At 72.4% G+C, this 19559-nt stretch carries 22 protein-coding genes; 8 read left to right on the top strand and 14 right to left on the bottom strand.

Annotation, left to right across the window (positions count from 1 at the left end):
- Positions 1–16: 16 nt before the first annotated feature.
- A complete protein-coding gene (locus tag ACZ7MG_RS25330) occupies positions 17–253 on the top strand; it encodes a hypothetical protein (RefSeq protein WP_471380752.1) in 237 nt (78 codons plus the stop codon).
- Here ACZ7MG_RS25330 and ACZ7MG_RS25335 read toward each other — a convergent pair.
- The 4 genes from ACZ7MG_RS25335 to ACZ7MG_RS25350 form a co-directional block, all read right to left on the bottom strand.
- Positions 234–923, bottom strand: a complete 690-nt coding sequence (locus ACZ7MG_RS25335) for a VanZ family protein (RefSeq protein WP_471380753.1) — start codon at positions 921–923, stop codon at positions 234–236. The two genes, ACZ7MG_RS25330 and ACZ7MG_RS25335, sit on opposite strands and share 20 nt — an antisense overlap.
- Positions 924–1186: 263 nt before the next feature.
- Positions 1187–1843, bottom strand: coding sequence for a DUF4230 domain-containing protein (locus ACZ7MG_RS25340; protein ID WP_471380755.1), 657 nt, complete (start codon positions 1841–1843; stop codon positions 1187–1189).
- A 124-nt stretch (positions 1844–1967) separates the two neighbouring features.
- A complete protein-coding gene (locus ACZ7MG_RS25345; protein ID WP_471380757.1) occupies positions 1968–2372 on the bottom strand; it encodes an anti-sigma factor antagonist in 405 nt (134 codons plus the stop codon).
- Positions 2373–2542: 170 nt separating this feature from the next.
- Complete coding sequence (locus tag ACZ7MG_RS25350; protein WP_471380759.1) at positions 2543–2971, bottom strand: MarR family winged helix-turn-helix transcriptional regulator; 429 nt, start codon at positions 2969–2971, stop codon at positions 2543–2545.
- A 127-nt stretch (positions 2972–3098) separates the two neighbouring features.
- On the opposite strand from ACZ7MG_RS25350, the gene ACZ7MG_RS25355 reads away from it, so the two are divergent.
- From ACZ7MG_RS25355 to ACZ7MG_RS25365, 3 genes are all read left to right on the top strand, one after another.
- Positions 3099–4556 carry an aldehyde dehydrogenase family protein gene (locus ACZ7MG_RS25355; RefSeq protein WP_471380760.1) on the top strand — a complete coding sequence of 486 codons (1458 nt, stop codon included), beginning with the start codon at positions 3099–3101 and terminating at the stop codon, positions 4554–4556.
- Between the two features lie 31 nt (positions 4557–4587).
- Complete coding sequence (locus tag ACZ7MG_RS25360) at positions 4588–5697, top strand: NAD(P)-dependent alcohol dehydrogenase (RefSeq protein ID WP_471380761.1); 1110 nt, start codon at positions 4588–4590, stop codon at positions 5695–5697.
- 155 nt (positions 5698–5852) lie between these two features.
- Complete coding sequence (locus tag ACZ7MG_RS25365; RefSeq protein ID WP_471380762.1) at positions 5853–6722, top strand: hypothetical protein; 870 nt, start codon at positions 5853–5855, stop codon at positions 6720–6722.
- Between the two features lie 12 nt (positions 6723–6734).
- On the opposite strand, the gene ACZ7MG_RS25370 is transcribed toward ACZ7MG_RS25365, so the two are convergent.
- Both ACZ7MG_RS25370 and ACZ7MG_RS25375 read right to left on the bottom strand, forming a co-directional pair.
- Positions 6735–7307, bottom strand: coding sequence for a TetR/AcrR family transcriptional regulator (locus ACZ7MG_RS25370; protein ID WP_471380763.1), 573 nt, complete (start codon positions 7305–7307; stop codon positions 6735–6737).
- Entirely contained in the window at positions 7304–7666 is a 363-nt protein-coding gene (locus tag ACZ7MG_RS25375; RefSeq protein ID WP_471380764.1) for a DUF1304 domain-containing protein, read from the bottom strand. The genes ACZ7MG_RS25370 and ACZ7MG_RS25375 overlap by 4 nt, the downstream gene beginning before the upstream one ends.
- 175 nt (positions 7667–7841) lie before the next feature.
- Between ACZ7MG_RS25375 and ACZ7MG_RS25380 the strand changes: the two genes are divergently transcribed.
- Positions 7842–8318, top strand: coding sequence for a GNAT family N-acetyltransferase (locus ACZ7MG_RS25380; protein WP_471380766.1), 477 nt, complete (start codon positions 7842–7844; stop codon positions 8316–8318).
- Between the two features lie 74 nt (positions 8319–8392).
- Entirely contained in the window at positions 8393–8785 is a 393-nt protein-coding gene (locus tag ACZ7MG_RS25385) for a VOC family protein (protein WP_471380767.1), read from the top strand.
- A 51-nt stretch (positions 8786–8836) separates the two neighbouring features.
- Here ACZ7MG_RS25385 and ACZ7MG_RS25390 read toward each other — a convergent pair whose 3' ends face one another.
- Both ACZ7MG_RS25390 and ACZ7MG_RS25395 read right to left on the bottom strand, forming a co-directional pair.
- Entirely contained in the window at positions 8837–9166 is a 330-nt protein-coding gene (locus ACZ7MG_RS25390) for a DUF4235 domain-containing protein (RefSeq protein WP_471380768.1), read from the bottom strand.
- Position 9167: 1 nt separating this feature from the next.
- Positions 9168–10199 carry a glutathione S-transferase family protein gene (locus tag ACZ7MG_RS25395; protein WP_471380769.1) on the bottom strand — a complete coding sequence of 344 codons (1032 nt, stop codon included), beginning with the start codon at positions 10197–10199 and terminating at the stop codon, positions 9168–9170.
- Positions 10200–10305: 106 nt separating this feature from the next.
- Between ACZ7MG_RS25395 and ACZ7MG_RS25400 the strand changes: the two genes are divergently transcribed.
- Positions 10306–11364, top strand: a complete 1059-nt coding sequence (locus ACZ7MG_RS25400) for a cation diffusion facilitator family transporter (RefSeq protein ID WP_471380770.1) — start codon at positions 10306–10308, stop codon at positions 11362–11364.
- A gap of 269 nt (positions 11365–11633) precedes the next feature.
- Here ACZ7MG_RS25400 and ACZ7MG_RS25405 read toward each other — a convergent pair whose 3' ends face one another.
- The 3 genes from ACZ7MG_RS25405 to ACZ7MG_RS25415 all read right to left on the bottom strand — a co-directional run bounded on the left by ACZ7MG_RS25405 (position 11634) and on the right by ACZ7MG_RS25415 (position 13704).
- A complete protein-coding gene (locus ACZ7MG_RS25405) occupies positions 11634–12080 on the bottom strand; it encodes a nitroreductase family deazaflavin-dependent oxidoreductase (protein ID WP_471380772.1) in 447 nt (148 codons plus the stop codon).
- A 131-nt stretch (positions 12081–12211) separates the two neighbouring features.
- Positions 12212–12832 carry a LysE family transporter gene (locus tag ACZ7MG_RS25410; protein WP_471381701.1) on the bottom strand — a complete coding sequence of 207 codons (621 nt, stop codon included), beginning with the start codon at positions 12830–12832 and terminating at the stop codon, positions 12212–12214.
- A 299-nt stretch (positions 12833–13131) separates the two neighbouring features.
- Positions 13132–13704 (bottom strand): MarR family winged helix-turn-helix transcriptional regulator, encoded by a 573-nt coding sequence (locus ACZ7MG_RS25415; RefSeq protein ID WP_471380773.1) that lies wholly within the window; start codon positions 13702–13704, stop codon positions 13132–13134.
- A 118-nt stretch (positions 13705–13822) separates the two neighbouring features.
- On the opposite strand from ACZ7MG_RS25415, the gene ACZ7MG_RS25420 reads away from it, so the two are divergent.
- Positions 13823–14764, top strand: coding sequence for an LLM class flavin-dependent oxidoreductase (locus ACZ7MG_RS25420; protein ID WP_471380774.1), 942 nt, complete (start codon positions 13823–13825; stop codon positions 14762–14764).
- A 58-nt stretch (positions 14765–14822) separates the two neighbouring features.
- On the opposite strand, the gene ACZ7MG_RS25425 is transcribed toward ACZ7MG_RS25420, so the two are convergent.
- From ACZ7MG_RS25425 to ACZ7MG_RS25435, 3 genes are read right to left on the bottom strand one after another with little or no spacing between them, the layout of a single operon-like run.
- Complete coding sequence (locus tag ACZ7MG_RS25425) at positions 14823–16520, bottom strand: amidohydrolase (protein ID WP_471380775.1); 1698 nt, start codon at positions 16518–16520, stop codon at positions 14823–14825.
- 59 nt (positions 16521–16579) lie between these two features.
- Positions 16580–17572, bottom strand: a complete 993-nt coding sequence (locus ACZ7MG_RS25430; protein WP_471380776.1) for an ABC transporter permease — start codon at positions 17570–17572, stop codon at positions 16580–16582.
- The gene (locus ACZ7MG_RS25435) at positions 17569–19551 is read right to left on the bottom strand and encodes a sugar ABC transporter ATP-binding protein (protein WP_471380778.1); all 1983 of its coding nucleotides are present in this window, start codon (positions 19549–19551) and stop codon (positions 17569–17571) included. The genes ACZ7MG_RS25430 and ACZ7MG_RS25435 overlap by 4 nt, the downstream gene beginning before the upstream one ends.
- Positions 19552–19559: the final 8 nt, after the last annotated feature.

Consider the following 19559-nt stretch of genomic DNA (forward strand, 5'->3'; position numbering starts at 1 on the left):
GCTCTACGCTCTAGACATGACCGAAAGCGCGAGCCCCTACATTTCCCACCCCCGGGTCCTGGTGCTCGGTGTGCAGCCCGGTACACCGCCGTTCCGGATCGTGCAGATCGACGGCCAGGTGGTCGGCGAGGCGAAGACGTTGACGGATGTGCTGCGGGCCGCGGCGGCCTACGGGGTCGCCGTCCACGACCTCGACGACCCCGACCAGGTCCGCTGGGTGGGCGGCGACAAATTCACTTGGAAGCTGCACTAGCTCCCTTACGGCGGCGCACCCGCAGGCGCTGGATCCAGGCGCCGCGCGGCGCCTTCGCCTTGGCCGGTGCCTTCCGGCCGGATGCCTTGGGTCCGGGTGCCTTCGGGCTGGGCCCCTTGCGGCCGGCCGGTGCGGCCTTCGGCTCGCGCGGGGGCCGTGCGTGGACCGCCCGGCCGAGGCGCCGGCCCAGCAGCAGATAGCCCAGCAGCGCCCCCGCCGTGTTCAGGATGACGTCATCGATGTCGAACGCGCGTCCGGTGACGAGTGCGCCCTGGACCAGCTCCACCAGCAGCATCATCAGCGCGGTCAGCGCGGGCACCCGCAGCAGACCGCGTGCGCCGGGTGCCAGTACCGGCAGCAGGAGGCCGAACGGCACGCCCAGCAGGATGTTGCCGCCGACCTGTTTGAGCGCGTCGCGCGGGTCGGGATGGTGCCAGTACAGCTCCAGGGAGCTGCCGGGCCGCAGGTTGCTGTGGGTGAGCGCCTCCGACGCCGGGGACGGCTGGAGGGTGAGCCCGGCCAGCACCGCGCCGAAGGCCACCATGGCCAGGAAGGCCACCGTCATCGCCAGCAGCCGCAGGGGCAGCGGGAGCGGTCGTCGTTCGCCCGGAGCCGCCGGGGAACGGCGGCCGGAGGTCGTGGTACGGGAACGTGACGTGGTGCCGGCCATGCGACCCTCCCGAATTCAACTTCCTTCTGTACCAAGGCTGTTACCCCCGAAGCGGCCCCCGATTCCCGCCCGGAGGGGAAGTGGCCGACCGGGCGCCGCCAGGTTTTGACCCGCCCCCTCGGGGCACTCCGGGTGGGGAGTGACAGGGACCCGCTCCCGTTCGAGGGGTGGCCGCCACGGCACCCGGGAGCGGCGGGGCGTGGGAGAGCGCGCACGGCGCGCTCTCCCCGAACCCGGAAGGTCAGGACCCTCAGGACCGACCTTCAGGACCCGTACGTCACCTTCACCTCCTCGAAGCCGAGGGACTGCAGGAGCCCTTCGAGCATGTCGGTGGTGTTGGCCTCGGCGCGGTCCGTGAGCTTGCTGTCCTTCGCGGCGTCGCCGATGTGCTTGACGGCGAGCCGCTGCACCGCCTGCTCGCCGTTGGGGTTGTCGGAGAACAGGTCGCCCAGCCGGTCGAGCAGCCCGCGCTGCTTGGAGACGGCGTAGGAGTGCTCGGTGTCGAGGGCCGGCTTGCCGAGCTGGGCGTGGGGGAGGTTGATGGTGGCCGACGTACGGTCCTCGTCGACCTTCACGTCGTTCTCGCCGACCTTGCCGAGGTCGACATAGGCGTCGACGGTGCCCGCGCCCACGTACAGGGTGCGGGTGCCGCGGAGCGCGTCCGGCAGGTACTTGGCGTCCTTCTCCAGATCGACGACCACCTGGAAGTTGCCCGAGGCGGCGTCGTAACGGCTCATGTCCTGGATGGACTTCAGCAGTGTCGGTCCCGAGCGGTCGTGCTCCTCGGTGCCGAACACGTCGTCCAGCCCCCCGAAGACCAGCATCCGCAGGGCGGCCAGCAGCACCACGATGAGGATGACCACGGCGGCGAGCAGCTTGGCCCAGCCGGGCACCCGCGTGCGCTTGATGGACGTCGTCATGTCGACGGCCCTCCTTCCTCCTTCAACGAATGCCCTCAAAGGCCGTGGAGGAACGCGGAGTTGGCGATTGCCGTCAAGCTGTTGCCGCTGATGCGGGCCGCCGGTCTCCCTCGGCGGCCCGGGGTCATAACGTGCCGGAGGCGGCCTCGGGACGCTCCAGCGCCTTGTCCGGCTGCTCCAGGGCCGCGTCCAGGGACGGGGCGGGCGGCAGCAGACGGGCCAGGCCGGTGACCTTCAGGACGCGCAGGGTGAGCGGGTGGGTGCAGACCAGCCGCAGGTCGCCGTCGCGGTCGAGCACCCGCTGCCGGGCCCGGTAGAGCAGCCTGAGACCCGAGCAGTCGAAGAACTCGACGTGCCGCAGGTCGATCACGATCCGGGCACCGGGACGGCCGGTCTCCGCGTCGAGGTGCGGAATGATCTCCACGGCCGCCGCGATGTCGATCTCCCCGTGCAGTTCGAGCACGGTGCGGCCGCGGTCCGTGCGCACGCGCAGGTACCCGGTCGTGGGCGGAGTGGGGTCGCTCGACACGACGGCATCGCCTCCAACCGGACTCTGTGAGGGCAAGGCGTCGGACAAAACCCTTCCCCGCCCTGCAAGTTACCCTCGTCAGGGTGAATTTCAGCATGTTCGATTGACATATGTCTTCGATTTCTCCGCCAATCCGTGCGGAGTTTTGCGCAGCGCCCCCGCGGCGCCCCCTACGACAGCGCGTGCCACGCCTTCGACAGCGCCTGCCGGAACTGGTCGGCCTGGTGCGCGGTGAGACCGCTGATCAGGCGTTCCTCCAGGTCACGCATGGGTTCGGCGTAGCGGGCGAGCAGCTCGCGCCCCTCGTCGGTGAGCAGGATCAGCAGCTCGCGCCGGTTGCGCGGGTTGCGCTCCCGGCGCACGAGCCCGCGGTTCTCCAGACTGCGTACGAGATCCGCGACGGACTGGGCCGTGACGAACGAGTCGCGGGCGAGCTGGGCGGCCGAGAGTCCGTCGTGCCGCTCCAGCACCGTGAGGGACGTGTACTGCAGGGCCGTGATCCCGGCCGGCTTCACCAGCTCGTCCAGCCGCGAGCGGACAACCAGCTCGACCTGCTTGACCATGTAGAGAAGGGAGGGGGGTGCCTTGGTGCCGACCATGGAGTCAGCGTAAGGCATTGACAGGAAACCTGTGTGTAATGAAACTGCGAACCAACAGGAATCCTGTTGGTTGAAGACTTGGTGATCAAGGCATGATCACGGCTGGAACAAGGCTGAGGAGTGGGCAATGACGACCACCTTCGAGAGCGGGCCCGGGCGGCTGTTCATCGGTGGACAGTGGGTCGAGGCGGCCGACGGGGCACGTACCGATGTGATCGACCCGTCCACGGGCCAGGTGGTCACGACGGTCGCGGAGGCGGGTGCCTCCGACGTCGACGCCGCCGTGCGCGCCGCGCGCGAGACGTTCGACAGCGGTACGTGGTCCGGGCTGAGCGGCCGGGAGCGCGGCCGGATCCTGAACCGCGTCGCCCAGCTCATCAGGGAGAACGCCGACGAGATCGCGGCGATCGAGAGCCGTGACGTCGGCAAGCCCATCACGCTGGCGCACGCCGTCGACGTGACGAACGCGGCCAACGACTACGAGTACTACGCCTCCCTCGCCTGGACCCTGGACGGCTCCTCCCGTGACGTCCCGGACAACCGCCTCGCCTACACCAAGCGCGGCCCGATCGGTGTGGTCGGCGCGATCACCCCGTTCAACTTCCCGCTGATCCTGGCCGGTTCGAAGATCGCCCCCGCGCTCGCGGCCGGCAACACGGTCGTGCACAAGCCGGCCGAGGAGACCCCGCTCAGCGCCCTCTACATGGCGGGCCTGCTCAAGGAGGCCGGTGTCCCGGACGGCGTCTACAACGTGGTCACCGGCACGGGCCCGGTCGCGGGCGAGGCGCTGCTGCGCAACCCCGGCGTCGACAAGATCGCCTTCACCGGCTCCACCGCCACCGGCCGGCACGCGGCGAGCGTCGCCGGGGAGGGCCTGAAGCAGGTCACCATGGAGCTGGGCGGCAACGCGGCGCACGTCGTCTTCGAGGACGCCGACATCGAGAAGGCCATCGGCGCCATCATCAAGGGCTTCGTCTTCAACACCGGCCAGTTCTGCATGGGCGGCCCCCGGCTGCTGGTCTCCCGCCCGGTCTACGAGACCGTCCTCGGCATCCTCGCCGACGCGGTGCCCGGCGTCCCCCTCGGCGACCCCCGGCAGCCGGAGACCGTCATCGGCCCGATGGCGGGCGAGCGGCACCTCAAGAAGGTCGAGGAGTACGTCGAGCTGGCCCGCAAGGAGGGCGGCCGGATCGTCTGCGGCGGTGAGCGCTTGGACCTCAACGGCGGCTACTACTACAAGCCCACCGTCATCGCCGACCTCACCAACGACTCCCGGGTCGTCCAGGAGGAGGTCTTCGGGCCGGTCCTCACCGTGCAGCCCTTCGACTCCGAGGACGAGGCCGTCGAACTGGCCAACTCCACGCCGTACGGCCTGGCCTCCGGCATCCAGACCACCAACCTCACCCGCGCCCACCGCGTCGCCGACCGCCTCCAGGCCGGCATCGTCTGGGTCAACGACTGGCCGATGCTCGACCCCGCCGTCCCCTTCGGCGGTGTGAAGGCCTCCGGCTTCGGCCGCGAGTACGGACCCGAGGCCCTGGAGTCCTACACCAAGGTCAAGTCCGTCGTCGTCTCCCTCGACTGACCACCTCCCCGGGATCAAAGGAGTTATGAGCATGTCCACCACCACACGTGCCGCAGTGGTCGAATCCGGGGGCGCGCCCTTCACCCTCTCCGAGGTCGTCCTCGACCAGCCGGGGCCGGGCGAGGCCCTGGTCCGGATGGTCGCCGCCGGGCTCTGCCACACCGACCTCGGGGTCGCGAGCGGCGGGCTGCCCTTCCCGCTGCCCGGCGTCCTGGGCCACGAGGGCGCCGGAGTCGTCGAGGCCGTCGGCCCCGGCGTCACCTCCGTCGTGCCCGGCGACCATGTCGTCCTGTCCTTCACCTCCTGCGGCGGCTGTCAGAACTGCCGCGACGGGCACCCGGCGTACTGCGCCACCTGGCTCCCGCTGAACCTGCTCGGCGGCCGGCGCGCCGACGGCACCAGCACCATCAGCCGCGACGGCCAGGACCTCGGCGGCCACTTCTTCGGCCAGTCCTCCTTCGCCGAGCGCGCCCTCGTCGACGAGCGCGGCCTCGTCAAGGTCGACCCGGACGTACCGCTCGACTCCATCGCCCCGCTCGGCTGCGGTGTCCAGACCGGCGTCGGCGCCGTCTGGAACGTGCTGGAGCCCCGCGCGGGCTCCACGGTCGTCGTCCTCGGCGCCGGAGCGGTGGGCCTGTCCGCCGTGATGGCGGCGGCCCTCACCCCCGCGACCACGGTCATCGCCGTCGACAAGGTCGCCGAGCGCCTGGAGCTGGCGAAGGAACTGGGCGCCACGCACACGGTGAACGGCGGCGAGGTCGCCGACCTCACCGAGGCGATCATGGAGATCACCGGCGGCCGGGGCGCCGACGGCATCGTGGAGACCACCGGCAGCGTCTTCGTGCTCCGCAAGGGCGTCGACGCCCTCGCCGCGCGCGGCACCCTCGTCATCGTGGGTGCCCCGCCGTTCGGCACCGAGGTCTCCCTCGACGTCAACGGCATGCTCGGCGGCAAGCGCGTCGTCGGCCTCACCCTCGGCGACAACGAGATCCAGACCGCCATCCCGGTCCTCGTCCAGCTCGTCAAGGAGGGCAAGCTGCCGCTCGACCGGCTGATCAGCCGCTACGCGTTCGAGGACATCGGCCAGGCGGTCGCCGACATGAGCGGCGGAAAGGCCATCAAGCCCGTCCTGACGTTCTGACAAGCCATCTCCCTCCGGGTCACGTCACTCCCCACGTGACCTCGGCTCTGTGGGTGACCTGCTGTGCAGGTCACCCACAGGGCTGTCGAACGTCCTGCGCCCTTCCCGCGTCGAAGGAAGGACACGGAGTACGGGAACGAACAACGGGGGTGCGGATGCGCAGGGGACTCGCGGCGACAGCGATCCTGACGGCCGTCGCGGCGGTGGGCTGCGGGACCGGGAGCGGGAGCGGCGGCCTCGTGGTGACCGGGACGGCACCGGCGACACCGTACGACGGACCGCTGTACGTGCCGCACCGGGAGGTCGACGAGGACGGCGTCGAGGCGATCAGGACCGAGTCCGGCGCGGCCGGCCGGGCGCTGGAGTGCGACGGCGAGATCTACGACGGCGGCGGCGGACCGGGCGGCTGGGGCGAGAACGACGGCGGTGACACCCCCGAGGAGGGCCTGGAGGCGTACTTCGACATCGAGGTGCCCGACGTCCCCAGGGACGGCTACCGCCTGGAGCGCGAGGAGAAGGACCGCGCCCTCTTCTCCTACGACGTCGACGGCCGGACCAAGGTCGCCGTGATCGTGGCCAAGGACCGGAAGAACAGCCCCGGCTGGGGGCCGGAGACCACCGCCTCCTGCGACCCGGCCGAACTGCCGGCGAGCTTCACCGACGGCAAGTGGTACGAGATCTGGACCGACCGGAACGGCCAGCGGGTGCCGATCACCGAGGTGCACACCTCCGCCGGCGCGGAACACTGCGACTGGCAGAAGGCCCACTTCCTGTCGACGGGCGCCGACGCGGACGGAAACGGCCGGCTCTACGGCCGCGACCCCGACGGCGTCCTGCCGGAGGGGATGCTGACCTCCGCCTACGACGGCGACGTCCCCATGCCCGTGCACGCGCGCGACACCGGATACCGCCACGGGGACCGGGCGCTGTGGCTGATCGACGGCGACCCGTCGAAGGCGTACGTCCGCACCCCCGACGGGGTCGAGGTCTGGCCGGAGGTGGCGGACGGCATGGGCTGCGCCTGACCCGCGGGCCGCTCAGCGACTGCGGTGCAGCGCCACCAGCAGTTGCCACGCCTGGTCGGCGATCTCCTGCGGGGTGCCGTCGAGGAGACCGTGCAGCCAGTCGGCGAGGACCCCCGCGAAGGTGGCCGCCACGGCGGAGGCCACCAGCGGGGCGTCCGCGGCCCCCGCCAGTTCGCGTTCCCGGAGGCTGTAGGCGCGCAGATCCCGGTGCAGGACCCGGCCGAGCGGTCCGCCGCCACCGGGCGCCAGCAGCGCGCGGTACAGGGCCGCGTGCGGGGCGAGCCCGGCGAAGAACTCCGGCAGCGCCGCCGGGGCCCGCACCGGGTCGGGGCGCCCGCGCCAGGCGTGCAGTGCCTCCACGGCGTCCCGTACGACATCGGCGCAGGCGTCGACGGCCAGCGCCTCCAGGTCCGGGTAGTGCACATAGAACGTGGCCCGGCCGACCCCCGCCCGGCGGACCAGCGCGGCCACGCTGACCTCGTGCAGGGGGTGCCGGGCGCACTCCTCCAGCAGGGCTTCGCGCAGCCGGGCCCGGGTACGGGCCGCCCGGGGGTCCTCGGCGGCCCGGTGGTCCTCCGGGGTCATCCGGCGACGAGGACGGCGGCCAGGGCGAGTGCGCCGGGCAGCGCCTGGGCGACCAGGATGCGGCGGTTGGCGGTGGCGGCGCCGTACACGCCCGCGACGATCACACAGGCCAGGAAGAAGATCTGGACCCGGTAGCCGGTCGGGTCGCCCGCGACCAGGCCCCACACCAGACCGGCGGCGAGGAAGCCGTTGTAGAGCCCCTGGTTGGCGGCGAGCGAGGCCGTCCGCTTCGCCATCTCCGCGTCCAGCCCGTGGAAGGACATCCCCGGCTTCTTCTGCCACAGGAACATCTCCATCACCAGGATGTACGCGTGCAGCAGGGCCACCAGCGCGACCAGCACGTTCGCCAGGATCTCCATGGTCAACAGACTCCGTCACTCACTCGATGTCGTCTCGATGTCGTCATGCGACACCTCGTCCATTTCTTGGACAGGTGTCTACTATAGCTGGACGACTGTCCAGGAAGTCCAGCCGGGATGGTCGTCGTGGGTCGTCTCCGACGGGTTGTCAGTGCCTGCCGCTAGGTTCCGATCCATGAGTGAGCAAGAGGTGATCGTGCGGCGGGCCCGCGCCGAGGACGTGCCGGGGATCGTCGTCTCCAGCTCCCTGCTGTTCGCCGAGGACGGCGGGGAGCGGGACCCGAGCCTGAACGTGGACTGGCCGCGTGTGCATGGCGCCGAGGCCTTCACGGCCGCCCTTCAGGACCCCGGACGGCTGCTGCTGGCCGCGCTGCACGGTGGTGAGGTGGTGGGGCATCTGTCGGGCTCGTTGTCCCGTCCCTCCGCGATGCGCCCCGTGGGGTCGGCCACCCTGATGGCGCTCTATGTCCGGCCCGAGCACCGGCGCGCCCGGGTGGGGGCCCGGCTGGTGGACGCCTTCCTGGGGTGGGCGCGGGGGCACGGCGCGGCGCACGCGGAGGTGACCGCCTCGGCGGGCAACGCGGACGGCATCCGGTTCTACGAGCGGGAGGAGTTCCGCCCCCAGGCGCTCACGCTGCGGCTGAACCTGTGACCGGCGGGTACCCGGGGAGCGTATGGGCGGCGGCGGAACCGTCCCCCGCGCCCGGTATCCCGTACGGAGGAGACATGGCACTGGTACAGGCGGGCCTCGTGGTGCTGGACTGCGCCGAGCCGGAGAAACTCGCGGTGTTCTACAAGGAGTTGCTCGACGCGCAGGAGACGGACGCGACCGCCAACCGCGTCGAGATCGAGGGTGCGTGCGGCGCCCGGCTGGCGTTCCGCCGGGACGTCAACGCCACCCCGCCCAGCTGGCCGCGCCCCGAGAACTCCCTCCAGGCCCATCTGGACTTCTACGTCGAGGACCTGGACGAGGCCGAGCGCCGGATCGTCTCGCTCGGCGGGCGCCCGGTCGACACCAAGGAGCCGAGCGGACCGTTCGAGGAGCGCGGCTACTCCGACCCGGCCGGCCACTCCTTCACCCTGCGCCGCGAACACTCCACGGCCCCCAAGCAGGGTTAGGGCCCTTCGGCGAGGGGCTGTCGGGGCCGACCCCGACAGCCCCTCGAACGGTCAGTTCCGGCCGCCCTTCTCCGAGGTCGGCCAGGTTCCGGTGGACCGCTCGATGGCCTTCGCGCCCGTGCGGTCCACCGCGCTGCGCACGACCGCGAAGATCGCGCCCTGGACGGCCGCCGCGAGCAGCACCTCGCCCCAGCCGCGGTCCCGGTCCAGTGCGTCGGGTGCGTCGTCCTCGTGCCGGATCAGCTTCCAGGTCTTACGGAACGCGGCCGTCGCCACCGCACCGCTGACCCAGCCGAGGGCGAAGCCGACAGGCTTGTAGGCGAGGGGGAGCTTCTGCTTCTTCATGGACATGGGGTCCTCCTCCTTCTTGTCACGCTTCATGTCACGGTGTCGTCCGGTCGGGACGACCCTGGGGGGCCACGGCCTCCCCGGCGGGCACCGGCCCCGGCGGTGTGCCGTCGCCGAACGGGCTGCCGCCCAGGTCCTCCCGGCCGTGGGGGTCGAGCCAGCCCGCCAGATCGGGCCCGAGGGGCACGACGGCGGTCGGGTTGATGCCCGTGTGCACCTGGTAGTAGTGCCGTTTGATGTGGTCGAAGTCGACGGTGTCCCCGAATCCGGGGGTCTGGAACAGATCACGGGCGTACGCCCACAGCACCGGGTCCTCGGCCAGCTTCCAGCGGTTGCACTTGAAGTGGCCGTGGTAGACGGCGTCGAAACGCACCAGCGTGGTGAAGAGCCGGATGTCCGCCTCCGTCACCGTCTCCCCGACGAGATAGCGCTGCCGCGCCAGCCGCTCCGACAACGCCTCCAGCCGCCGGAACACCCCGGCGCAGGCCTCCTCGTACTCCTCCTGCCCGGTGGCGAAGCCCGCCCGGTACACCCCGTTGTTGACGTCCTCGTAGACCTCGGCCATGACGGTGTCGATCTCGTCGCGCAGGGCCTCGGGGTAGAGGTCGGGCGCGCCCGCGCGGTGCAGGTCCGTCCACTGCGTGGCCAGGTCGAGGGTGAGCCGTTGGTAGTCGTTGGTGACCAGTTCGCCGCTGGGCACGTCGACAACGGCGGGAACGCTGACGCCACCCGGGTAGCCGCTCTCCCGCGCGTCGTAGGCCTCCTTCAGGAAGCGGATGCCGAGCACCGGGTCCCGGCCGTCCGGGTCCAGGGTGAACCGCCAGCTGCGGTCGTCCTGGATCGGGTCGGTCACCGCCATCGGCAGGGCGTCCTCCAGACCCAGCAGCCGCCGGGAGATCACCGCCCGGCTCGCCCAGGGGCAGGCCCGGCTGACCACCAGCCGGTAGCGGCCCGGCTCGACCGGCCACCCGTCGCGGCCGTCGGCGGTGATCCGGTCCGCGAAGTGGCTCTTGGACCGCTTGAACGGTTTCCGCCCGTACGTCTCGTTGCCCTCGCCGACACTCATCCTGCCCGCCTTCCCGGTCCGTCCGGATACGTCTGCCCTGAGGAGGGTTCCCCGATTTCCGCGATGCCCACGGTGTGAGCACGACGGGTCGGGGCAGTCGGCGAACGTGACGAGGACACCAGTGGACACGGAGACGACGGACGAGCGGGGCGGGGCGGTACGGGAAGGGCCGGAGGTCCGACGGACTCAGAAGAAGAGCAAGGCACAGGAGGACCGTAGGACCCGGATCACCGTCCTCGTCGCCCTCGGCGCCAACCTGGTGATCGCCGTCGCCAAGACCGTCGGCGGACTCCTCGCCGGATCGCCCGCTCTCCTCTCGGAGGCCGCCCACTCGGTCGCCGACAGCGTGAACGAGGTCTTCCTCCTCGCCGCGCTGCGCCGCAGCCGCCGCCCCGCCGACGCCCGGCACCCCTTCGGCTACGGCAAGGAACGCTTCTTCTGGGCCCTGCTGGCCGCCGTCGGCATCTTCGTGATGGGCGGCTGCTTCTCCTTCTACCAGGGGATCCACGCCCTGACGAGCGGCGGCGAGGAGTCCTACGACGGCTATGTCGCCGGGATCGCCGTCCTCGGCGTCGCCCTTCTCTCCGAGGGCGCCTCGCTGCTGCGCGCCCTGCACCAGGTGCGGATGCAGGGCGGCGGCGCCGACGGACTGCGGGACCCGGCGCTGCGCACGGTCGTCGCCGAGGACGGCACGGCGGTGCTCGGGGTGACCCTCGCGATCGCCGGGATGGTCCTGCACATGATGACCGGCCAGGTCGTCTGGGAGGCGTCCGCCTCGTTGGCCATCGGTGCGCTGCTCGTGTACGTCGCCTACCGGCTCGGCCGGGACGCCCGCGAACAGCTCATCGGTGTCGCCGCCGAGCCCGAGGCCGGCCGGCGTATCCGCTCGCTGCTGGCGGCACAGCCCGAGATCGACACCGTGGAGGCCCTGCTCACCATGCAGCTGGGCCTGGACTCGCTTCTGGTGGCCGCCCGGGTCGACCTCGTGCCCGGCCTGGACAGCGAGGAGGTCGAGCTGGTCGCCGTCCGGATCAAGGGCACCATCGCCCGCGTCGTCCCGGAGGCCGAGCAGATCTTCCTCGACGTGACGGAGAAGACGGGGCCGGGGGAGCGGGCCGAGGCAGGGGAAAGCCCCGCCGCGACGGGGGAACGCGGCGGGGCCTGAGGCTCGGGTGCCCGGCCCTTCGGGGAACATGCGCGACGGGGCGAAGTTTTTTGTTGTCGGGTGCGGGCCCGGTGGGGGCTGGTCGCGCAGTTCCCCGCGCCCCTGAAAAAGCAGGGGCTGCGCCCCGTGCTTTTTCGGCCCGATAGGGCCGGGGCCCTTCAGGGCCCACGGCCCTTAAGGGGCGCGGGGAACTGCGCGAGAAGCCCCACGCACCCGCACTCGACACCCGACCCGCACCCGACACCGGACCCCCACCCGACCCCGCACGGTCAGCCGGCCACGGGCTCCAGCACGAAGACGGGAATCTCCCGGTCCGTCTTCTCCTGATAGTCCGCGTACGGCGGATACGCGGCGACCGCACGCTCCCACCACTCGGCCTTCTCGTCCCCGGTGACCTCACGCGCGGTCAGGTCCTGCCGCGCGGGTCCGTCCTGCAGCTCCACCCGCGGGTCGGACTTGATGTTGTGGTACCAGACCGGGTGCTTGGGCGCGCCGCCCTGCGAGGCGACGACCGCGTACCGGCCCTCGTGCTCCACCCGCATCAGCGGGGTCTTGCGGATCTTCCCGCTCTTCGCGCCGCGTGTGGTGAGCACGATGACCGGCAGGCCGGTGTCCAGCAGTGTCGTCCCCTGCGTGCCGCCCGAGCTCTCGTACAACTCGACCTGCTCGCGCACCCACTGCGTCGGGCTGGGCACGTACTCGCCTTCAAGTGGCATGGCAACTGTCCCTTGCTGTCGCGTTTCAGACTGTCCCCCGCATTCAACAACGGCCCTTCCCCGAATCATCCTCATCACGCCACACCCGCACGGGACTTGTACGGGGCCCGCCGGGCCCGGGGCCGTGACGGCTACAGCATCAGCACCGCCAGCACCGCGATCACGGCACTCGACGCGAGGCCCGTGACCAGCCGTCCCCGGTGGCCGGTCAGGGCCCGGCCGAGCAGGGCACCGCCGGTCGCGAGGAGCAGTTGCCAGCCGGCGGAGGCGAGGAACGCGGCGAGGACGAACACGGCCTGCTCCAGGGGGCTCACGGCCTCGGTGGCGCGGCTGCCGAGCACGAGCGCGGCGAAGTAGACGACCGTGGTGGGGTTGAGCAGGGTGATGCCCAGCAGGGCGGCGTAGGCGCGGGCCGGGCTCACCGGATCGCGTTCCGTGCGGCTGGTGAGGCGCCGGGTGCGGTACTGGCGCAGGGCCGTGACCGTGCCGCGCGCCGCGAGGACGAGGAGCACCAGGGCGGAGGCCCAGCGCAGGGGTGCCAGCACCGGTTGCAGCGCGGCGGCGAGGGCCGTACCGCCGAGGGTGGCGAGCAGGGCGTAGAGTCCGTCGGCCGTCGCGACGCCGAGCGCGGCGCAGGCTCCGGTCCGCAGGGACGTACGGGCGGTGAGGGAGACGAGGTAGGTCGCGACCGCTCCGACGGGGATGGCGATGCCGAAACCGGCGAGGAGCCCCGCGACGAGCGCGGCCGTCATGACCGGGGCGTTGTCGGTCCCCACGGTCGGCCGGACCGCTGCTGCCCCCGCACCGGCGAGGCGGTGGCGAGGGTCAGCGGCGGGAAGGCGTCGATGATGAACATGGGCAGATCCTGGGGCCGGACGCCCGGCCCCGCAAGGGAATTACCCGGCGGCTCCGGCAGGGGCGGATCATGGCCGGTTCTCGCGGAGCCGGGACACCGGCTGCTCACGTGCGTGCGGATCACCGCCGGCTCTTGACCGGGGTTCCGCCTCCGCCTATGTTGTTTGAACCCAAATGAAACGAGGTCCGGGTGGCGTCAGGCCTTCGGGCGGCGGCCGCTGCGGCGGGGGGCGGGCTCGGCGCCGTTCAGCAGGGCGCGGCGGCGCTCCTCACCGTGCTCCTCGACCTGGAGCACGACACCGCGCAGCCCCTCCGCGAGGCTCCGGCACTGCTCGTCGCTGAGCTGCCCGGTGACGAAGGCCTCCTCCTCGTTGAACGCGGGGAACACCCGCCGCATCAGCTCCTCGCCCTTGTCGGTGAGGGCCAGCAGCACCAGCCGCCCGTCCGTCGGGTGGTCCGCCCGCCGGACCAGCCCCCGAGACTCCAGCGTCCGGGCCACACCCGTGAGCGTGCCCTTGGAGATTCCCGCCTCCTCGGCCACGTGCCGGGTCTCGGACTCGCCCCACACCCACACCACCCACAGGACCACGAAGGCCGTCCAGGTCAGGTCGGAGCCGCGCAGCACCGAGTTCTCCAGGTGCTGCCGCACCGCCGACGCGGCCCGGTAGATGTTCGCCACCGCGGCCATCTGGTCCCGGCGGAGCGGGAAGTCCCCCAGTTTCGCCGCGGCGAGCTTCTCGGCTTCGGTGATGGATCGCTGGCCGGGCAAGGGGTGCTCCTCGGGTCGATGGTGCGGTCGGTCGACCATCCGGTCGGGCCGGTGGTGCGGTTCGGACCGGTCGTTCGGTCATTCGGGATCAAATTGTACGGAGGAGAGGGAATCCACCATGAGCACCACCCCCCGCATGCTGCTGGTCCTCAGCGAGAACTGGACCCTCACCGGCGGCCGGGCCGACCTGCCCACCGCCGTACGGTGGGCACGTGAGGCCGAGGACGCCGGGTTCGACTCCGTCATGGTCAGCGAACACATCGTGCTCGGCCCCGACGCCGCCGCCGACGGCATCATGGGCAACCCCCGCGACTACGCCCTCCCCGGCAACCAGGACCCGTACACGCCCTGGCCCAACTCGCTGCTCCTGCTCGCCTCCATCGCCTCCGTCACCGAGCGCCTGCGCCTGGCCGCCGCGGCCGTCCTCGCCCCGCTGCGCCACCCCCTGCTGATGGCCCGCGAACTCGGCACCCTCGACCTGCTCAGCGACGGACGGCTGCTGGTGCAGCCCACGGTCAGCTGGAGCCGGGACGAGTACGACGCGCTGGGCGTACCCTTCGGCCGGCGGGGCCAACTCCTCGACGAGCACCTGGAGGTCTGGGCGAAGGCCTGGGGCCCGTCCCCGATCTCCCACGACAGCGAGCACTACGCCTTCCGGGACGTCTACTTCGAACCCAAGGCGTACCGCCCCCAGGGGCCGCGGCTGTGGTTCGGCGGACAGCGCCTGCACGGCCCCGTACTGCGCCGGCTCGTCCGGTACGGCCATGGCTTCCACCCCCTCGGACGGCCGACCCCGGACGACCTCACGGCGCTCCACGAGGCGATGGCCGCCGCCGGACGGGACGCCACCGAGCTGGAGATGATCGGCGGCACCCAGGCGGTCTTCCCCGACGACCACTCCCCGGCGGACCTCGGCGCCGCCCTCGCCTCCATCCCCGAACAGCTGGAACAGGGCTTCACCACCTTCTGCGTGAAGCCGAACCAGTTCATCGACGACGCGGACGCGGTGGGCGCCTTCTGCAAGGAGGTCATGCGACGGGTGGAGGCGCTGACGGGCTGAGGGCGTGAGGAGGCCGACACCGCGACCCGCGGCGTCGGCCTCCTCACCCGTGTCCCGCTCAGCGCTCGAAGACGATCCCGCCGTCGAACACCGTCATGTCCACCTGGACCCCGGTGATCTCGTGCGGGTCGATGTCCAGCAGCGGCCGGTCCAGCACGCACAGGTCGGCCACCTTGCCCACCTCCACGGACCCCTTCCACTCCTCGGCGAAGTCCTGCCGCGCCGGGTTGATCGTGTACGCCCGCAGCGCCTCGGCGAGCTCCACGCGCTGTTCGGGGCCGCTGACCCGGCCGCTGGCCTTCGACTCGCGCAGCAGCATCCCGGCGACGCCCTGCCGCCAGTCGGGCTCGGTGATCGGCGCGTCCGAGCTGGCGCACACCGCGACCCCCGCGTCGAAGGCCGAACGCGCGGGCCACTGGTACGCCGACCGCTCCGCGCCCACGACCTCCGCCATCAGGTCGGAGATCGTCCACTTGATGGCCGGGTTCATGTTCACGCCGTAGCCGTGCGCGGCAAGCCGGGCGAGGCTGCCGGCGCCGATGAAGTCGCCGTGGATGACGTAGTGCCGGGCGTCGGCGCGCGGCGCGGCCCGCTGCGCCGCCACGAACGCGTCCACCACGAGGTCGATGGCCCGGTCGCCGGTGACATGGACGCCCAGCTGGTAACCCGCCTCGTGCGCGACCCGGATCATGTCGAACAGCTCGTCGACCTGCAGCTCGGGTGTCCGGCCGTGCACACAGAGGGAGCCGTGGCCGCCGTCCGCGTAGGGCTCGTGCATCCACGCCGTACGGTTCGGGGGCACCCCGTCGGCGAAGATCTTCACGCCGATGGCGTGGAGCAGCCGGGGGTCGGGGGACTCGGGGCGGTGCAGTTCGGTCAGGCCCTTGCGGACGTCGTCGGCGGAGCCGCCCATGGGCGCGGGCAGCAGAAGCACGCTGACCCGGGCGTGCAGACCGCCGGTCGCGGCCAGCTCGGCGTACGCGGTCCAGTTGTCGGTGCTCAGCCCGCCGAACAGGGTCTCGGAACCGCCGGGGCCGAGGCCGGGCTCGGTGTAGCTGGTGATGCCGCGGCTGTGGAGTTCGGCGACGACGGCGCGGATGGCCTGGCGGCGCTGGGCGACCGTGGGGGAGGGCAGGGCGGCCTGCAGCAGGACACCGGCGGCCTCGCGGAGGATGCCGGTGGGGCGGCCGTCCGCGTCACGGTCGATCACCCCGCCGTCCGGCGCCTCGGTGCCGGCGTCGATCCCGCAGCGGCGCAGGGCCTCGCTGTTCGCCCACACCATGTGCTGGGAGAAGTCGGTGAGACAGACGGGGTGCTCGGGTGCCACCGCGTCCAGGTCGGCCCGGTGCGGGAGGCGGCCGGGCTCGGCCAGGCACTCGGCGAGATAGCCGGGGTCCCAGCCCAGGCCGACGATCCACTCCCCGGGCTCGGCGGCCCGCGCCGCCGCGCCCACCGCCGCCGCGATGTCGGCGATCGAGCCGACCGCCGGATGACCGACGTCGAGGGCGAACGGCGGCCTGGACAGCCCGTACGCGGCGCCGTGCAGATGGGAGTCGTTGATGCCGGGCAGCACGGTCCGCCCGGCCAGCTCGACGATCCTCGTCGTCGGCCCGGCCAGGGCACGCATCTCCGCGTCCGTGCCGACCGCGACGATCTCCCGGCCGCGCACGGCCACACCCTCGGCGACCGAGAAACCGGCGTCGACGGTGATGACCTGACCGCCGGTCAGGACGAGGGTGGGGGAAGTGTCGCTCACGAGGACCTCTCTGGGTGTCCGTACGAGTGGGGGTGAAAGAGGCCGCGGAGGCCTGTCGGTCATCGGGTCGTCCGTGGGCCGAAGTACGCGAGCGCGGCGCCCGCCACCAGGGCCACGCCCTGGGCCATCTGCTGCCAGAACGTCGGCACGCTCAGCAGTGTCAGCCCGTTCTGCAGGCATCCCAGGAACAGCACGCCGAGCAGTACCCCGAGAACCGAACCGGAGCCACCGCTCAGCGCGACCCCGCCCAGCAGCACGGCCGTGAGCACGGTCAGTTCGAAGCCCGTGCCCGAGGTGCCCGCGACCACGCTGTCCAGCACGGACGCCTTGATCGCCCCGGCCAGCGCGGCGGCCGTACCCGTGACCACGAACAGCGCGAACGGCGTACGGCGGACGTCGATGCCGGAGAGATAGGCGGCCTCCCGGTTGACGCCGATCGCGAACACATGGCGTCCCGTGGGGGTGTAGGCGAGGAACAGCGCGCCGGCGACGAGTACGGCGGCGGCGATGACCACGGGTGCCGCGATCCCGGCGATCCGGGCGCCGCCGAGCCAGGCGAAACCGTCGCCGAAGCCGCTCAGCGGCAGGGGGAAGAGCTGCTGGGCCAGTCCGCGTACGGCCGCCAGCATGCCCAGGGTCACGATGAACGGGGACAGCCCCAGGTAGCAGCACAGCACCCCGTTCACGGCGCCGACCGCCGCGCCGACGGCCAGCGCGCCGAGCACGGCGACCACGGGGGACTGGGCCTGCTCACCCGCGAGCCAGCCCGCCGTGAGGGCGCCCAGCGCCAGCGTCGAGCCCACGGACAGGTCCAGATAGCCGCTGATGACCAGGAGGGCCAGGGGGACGGCGACGATCGCGAGGGCGGCCGCGTCGGTGGCGATACCGCGCAGGTTGCCGGGGTCGAGGAAGCTGCCGGTGGACAGCTGGAACACCAGCACCAGCGCGGTCAGGACGACGAGCAGGGGATGGCGCCGCACCGTCGCCAGGCCGTGCGCGGCCAGGGCGCGCGGGCCGGGGACGACGCGCTCGGCGGCGGTCACGGTGGTCATGCTGCTCCTTCGGGGGACGGGGAGGGGGAGGGGGCGGACGGGGCGCCGTCCGGTGCGGGGCGGGGCCGCCGTGCCGCCGGTTCCGCGTCGTGGACGGCCGCCAGCAGTGCCTCCTCGGTGAGGTCGGCGCCGGAGAGTTCGGCGATGATCCGGCCCCGGTCGACGACCAGACAGCGGTGGGCGAGGCGGGCCGCCTCCTCCGGGTCGCTGGAGGCGAACAGCACGGCCGTGCCGCGCTGTTCGGCGAGCGTGGACACGACGTCGTAGATCTCCTGGCGGGCGCCGACGTCGACGCCCTGGGTCGGCTCGTCGAGGAGCAGGACGTCCACGGACCGGGCCTCGTTGATCCAGCGGCCGAGCAGCAGCTTCTGCTGGTTGCCGCCGGAGAAGGCGGCGGCGGGCAGCCCCGGGCGCGCGGGCCGCAGCCCGACCGCCTCGGCGAGCGAGGCGAACACCCGCCGCTCCGCCGCGAGCGCCCGCACCCCACGCCGGGCCAGTGTCCGCACACTCGGCAACAGCACGTTGTCCTGTGCGCTCAGCCCCGCGAACAGCCCCTGCGCCCGCCGGTCGGCCGGCACCAGCGCGATCCCGGCGGCGAGGGCGTCCGCCGGGCGGGTGGGCGAGACGACCCGCTCACCGACCCGGACGGTGCCACCGCCGGCCCGCCGCCTCCCGAACAACGTCTCCAGCACCCGCGTCCGCCCGGACCCGATCAACCCGTACAGCCCCACGATCTCCCCCTCGCCGACGATGAGATCAACGGGCCCGAACCCGGGCCCGCACAGGCCGCGGAGGGCGAGGCGGGCGGGGGGTGGAGCACCGGGGCCCGTAACCCCACCGGGCGCGCCGGCTCGCTGCACGGCCGTCCCGCCCACGCCCGGCGCCGGACCGCCGGAGGGCTGGGGACGGCGTTCGCCCACTTCCGCCGAGGGGCGGTGCTCGCGAGCGGGGGACGGTTCGGGGGCGTCGTCGTGGTCCGGGCGGGCCGGGGCCTCGCCGCTCGCACCGCCCGGAACCTCCGCCGCTCGCGATGACGGGCCAGTACCCGCGCCGTGGGGGGCGGCGGGCTCTTTGTTCGTGTCGCCGGTAGTGCCTATCGGTGGGGCGGCCGTGCGGCGGAGGGCTTCTGGTGTGTCGGCCGGACCATCCGTGCCCGTGTCGGCCTGCGACGACGGGGCGGTGCCCGCCCTCGCGGCGTGCGTGCCCGTGATCGCCTCCACCAGGTCGCGGCGGGTGTGGTCGCCGGTTGCCGTGTGGTGGGTGACTCGGCCGTCGCGGAGGACGGTCACGGCGTCCGCGAGGCGTTCGACCTCGGCGAGGAGGTGGGTGACGTAGACGATGGCGAGGCCCTGGGCGCGGAGGTCCTCCACGCGGGTGGCGAGGGCGTCGCTCTCGGTGCCGGAGAGGGCGGCCGTGGGCTCGTCGAGGACCAGGACCGAGGCGCTGCGGCTCAGGGCCTTCGCGATCTCGACCAACTGCTTCTGGCCCATGGGGAGTTCACCCACCCGGTCGCGGGGCGAGCAGCTCGCGGCGACGCGGTCCAGGAGCTCGGCGGCGACCTTCTCCTGGGCCCGGCGGTCGATCCGGCCGTACCGGGTCCACTCCTGGCCGAGGAAGATGTTCTCGGCCACGGTCAGGGAGTCCACGACGCTCAGCGTCTGGAAGATGATCGCCACCCCGGCCGCGATCGACTCGCGCGGGCTGAGCCGGGCGTACGGCACCCCGCCCACCTCGATCGTCCCCGCGTCCGGCGGGAACGCGCCCCCGAGACACTTGATCAGCGTGGACTTGCCCGCGCCGTTGTGCCCGAGCAGCGCGTGCACCTGCCCGCCGGGCACGGTGAGATCCACCCCGTCCAGTGCCCGTACGCCCCCGAAGGACTTGCTGAGGGAAGTGATCCGCAGATTCGGCGGAGCCACGGCCCCGGCGGCTCCCGCCACCCCGGTCGGCCCCGCCCCGGTGTCGTTCGTACCGGTCATCGCGTCGC

This window comes from Streptomyces sp. NPDC107538, from assembly GCF_055657445.1.

Excerpts from the sequence above, each read along its gene's own strand:
- ACZ7MG_RS25340 (WP_471380755.1), bottom strand. The coding sequence starts at position 1,843 with ATGACGACGTCCATCAAGCGCACGCGGGTGCCCGGCTGGGCCAAGCTG.
- ACZ7MG_RS25375 (WP_471380764.1), bottom strand. The coding sequence starts at position 7,666 with ATGGAGATCCTGGCGAACGTGCTGGTCGCGCTGGTGGCCCTGCTGCAC.
- ACZ7MG_RS25435 (WP_471380778.1), bottom strand. The coding sequence starts at position 19,551 with ATGACCGGTACGAACGACACCGGGGCGGGGCCGACCGGGGTGGCGGGA.
- ACZ7MG_RS25360 (WP_471380761.1), top strand. The coding sequence starts at position 4,588 with ATGTCCACCACCACACGTGCCGCAGTGGTCGAATCCGGGGGCGCGCCC.
- ACZ7MG_RS25410 (WP_471381701.1), bottom strand. The coding sequence starts at position 12,832 with ATGACGGCCGCGCTCGTCGCGGGGCTCCTCGCCGGTTTCGGCATCGCC.
- ACZ7MG_RS25330 (WP_471380752.1), top strand. The coding sequence starts at position 17 with ATGACCGAAAGCGCGAGCCCCTACATTTCCCACCCCCGGGTCCTGGTG.
- ACZ7MG_RS25335 (WP_471380753.1), bottom strand. The coding sequence starts at position 923 with ATGGCCGGCACCACGTCACGTTCCCGTACCACGACCTCCGGCCGCCGT.
- ACZ7MG_RS25420 (WP_471380774.1), top strand. The coding sequence starts at position 13,823 with ATGAGCACCACCCCCCGCATGCTGCTGGTCCTCAGCGAGAACTGGACC.
- ACZ7MG_RS25365 (WP_471380762.1), top strand. The coding sequence starts at position 5,853 with ATGCGCAGGGGACTCGCGGCGACAGCGATCCTGACGGCCGTCGCGGCG.
- ACZ7MG_RS25430 (WP_471380776.1), bottom strand. The coding sequence starts at position 17,572 with ATGACCACCGTGACCGCCGCCGAGCGCGTCGTCCCCGGCCCGCGCGCC.
- ACZ7MG_RS25395 (WP_471380769.1), bottom strand. The coding sequence starts at position 10,199 with ATGAGTGTCGGCGAGGGCAACGAGACGTACGGGCGGAAACCGTTCAAG.
- ACZ7MG_RS25370 (WP_471380763.1), bottom strand. The coding sequence starts at position 7,307 with ATGACCCCGGAGGACCACCGGGCCGCCGAGGACCCCCGGGCGGCCCGT.
- ACZ7MG_RS25385 (WP_471380767.1), top strand. The coding sequence starts at position 8,393 with ATGGCACTGGTACAGGCGGGCCTCGTGGTGCTGGACTGCGCCGAGCCG.
- ACZ7MG_RS25390 (WP_471380768.1), bottom strand. The coding sequence starts at position 9,166 with ATGAAGCGTGACAAGAAGGAGGAGGACCCCATGTCCATGAAGAAGCAG.
- ACZ7MG_RS25405 (WP_471380772.1), bottom strand. The coding sequence starts at position 12,080 with ATGCCACTTGAAGGCGAGTACGTGCCCAGCCCGACGCAGTGGGTGCGC.
- ACZ7MG_RS25380 (WP_471380766.1), top strand. The coding sequence starts at position 7,842 with ATGAGTGAGCAAGAGGTGATCGTGCGGCGGGCCCGCGCCGAGGACGTG.
- ACZ7MG_RS25350 (WP_471380759.1), bottom strand. The coding sequence starts at position 2,971 with ATGGTCGGCACCAAGGCACCCCCCTCCCTTCTCTACATGGTCAAGCAG.
- ACZ7MG_RS25355 (WP_471380760.1), top strand. The coding sequence starts at position 3,099 with ATGACGACCACCTTCGAGAGCGGGCCCGGGCGGCTGTTCATCGGTGGA.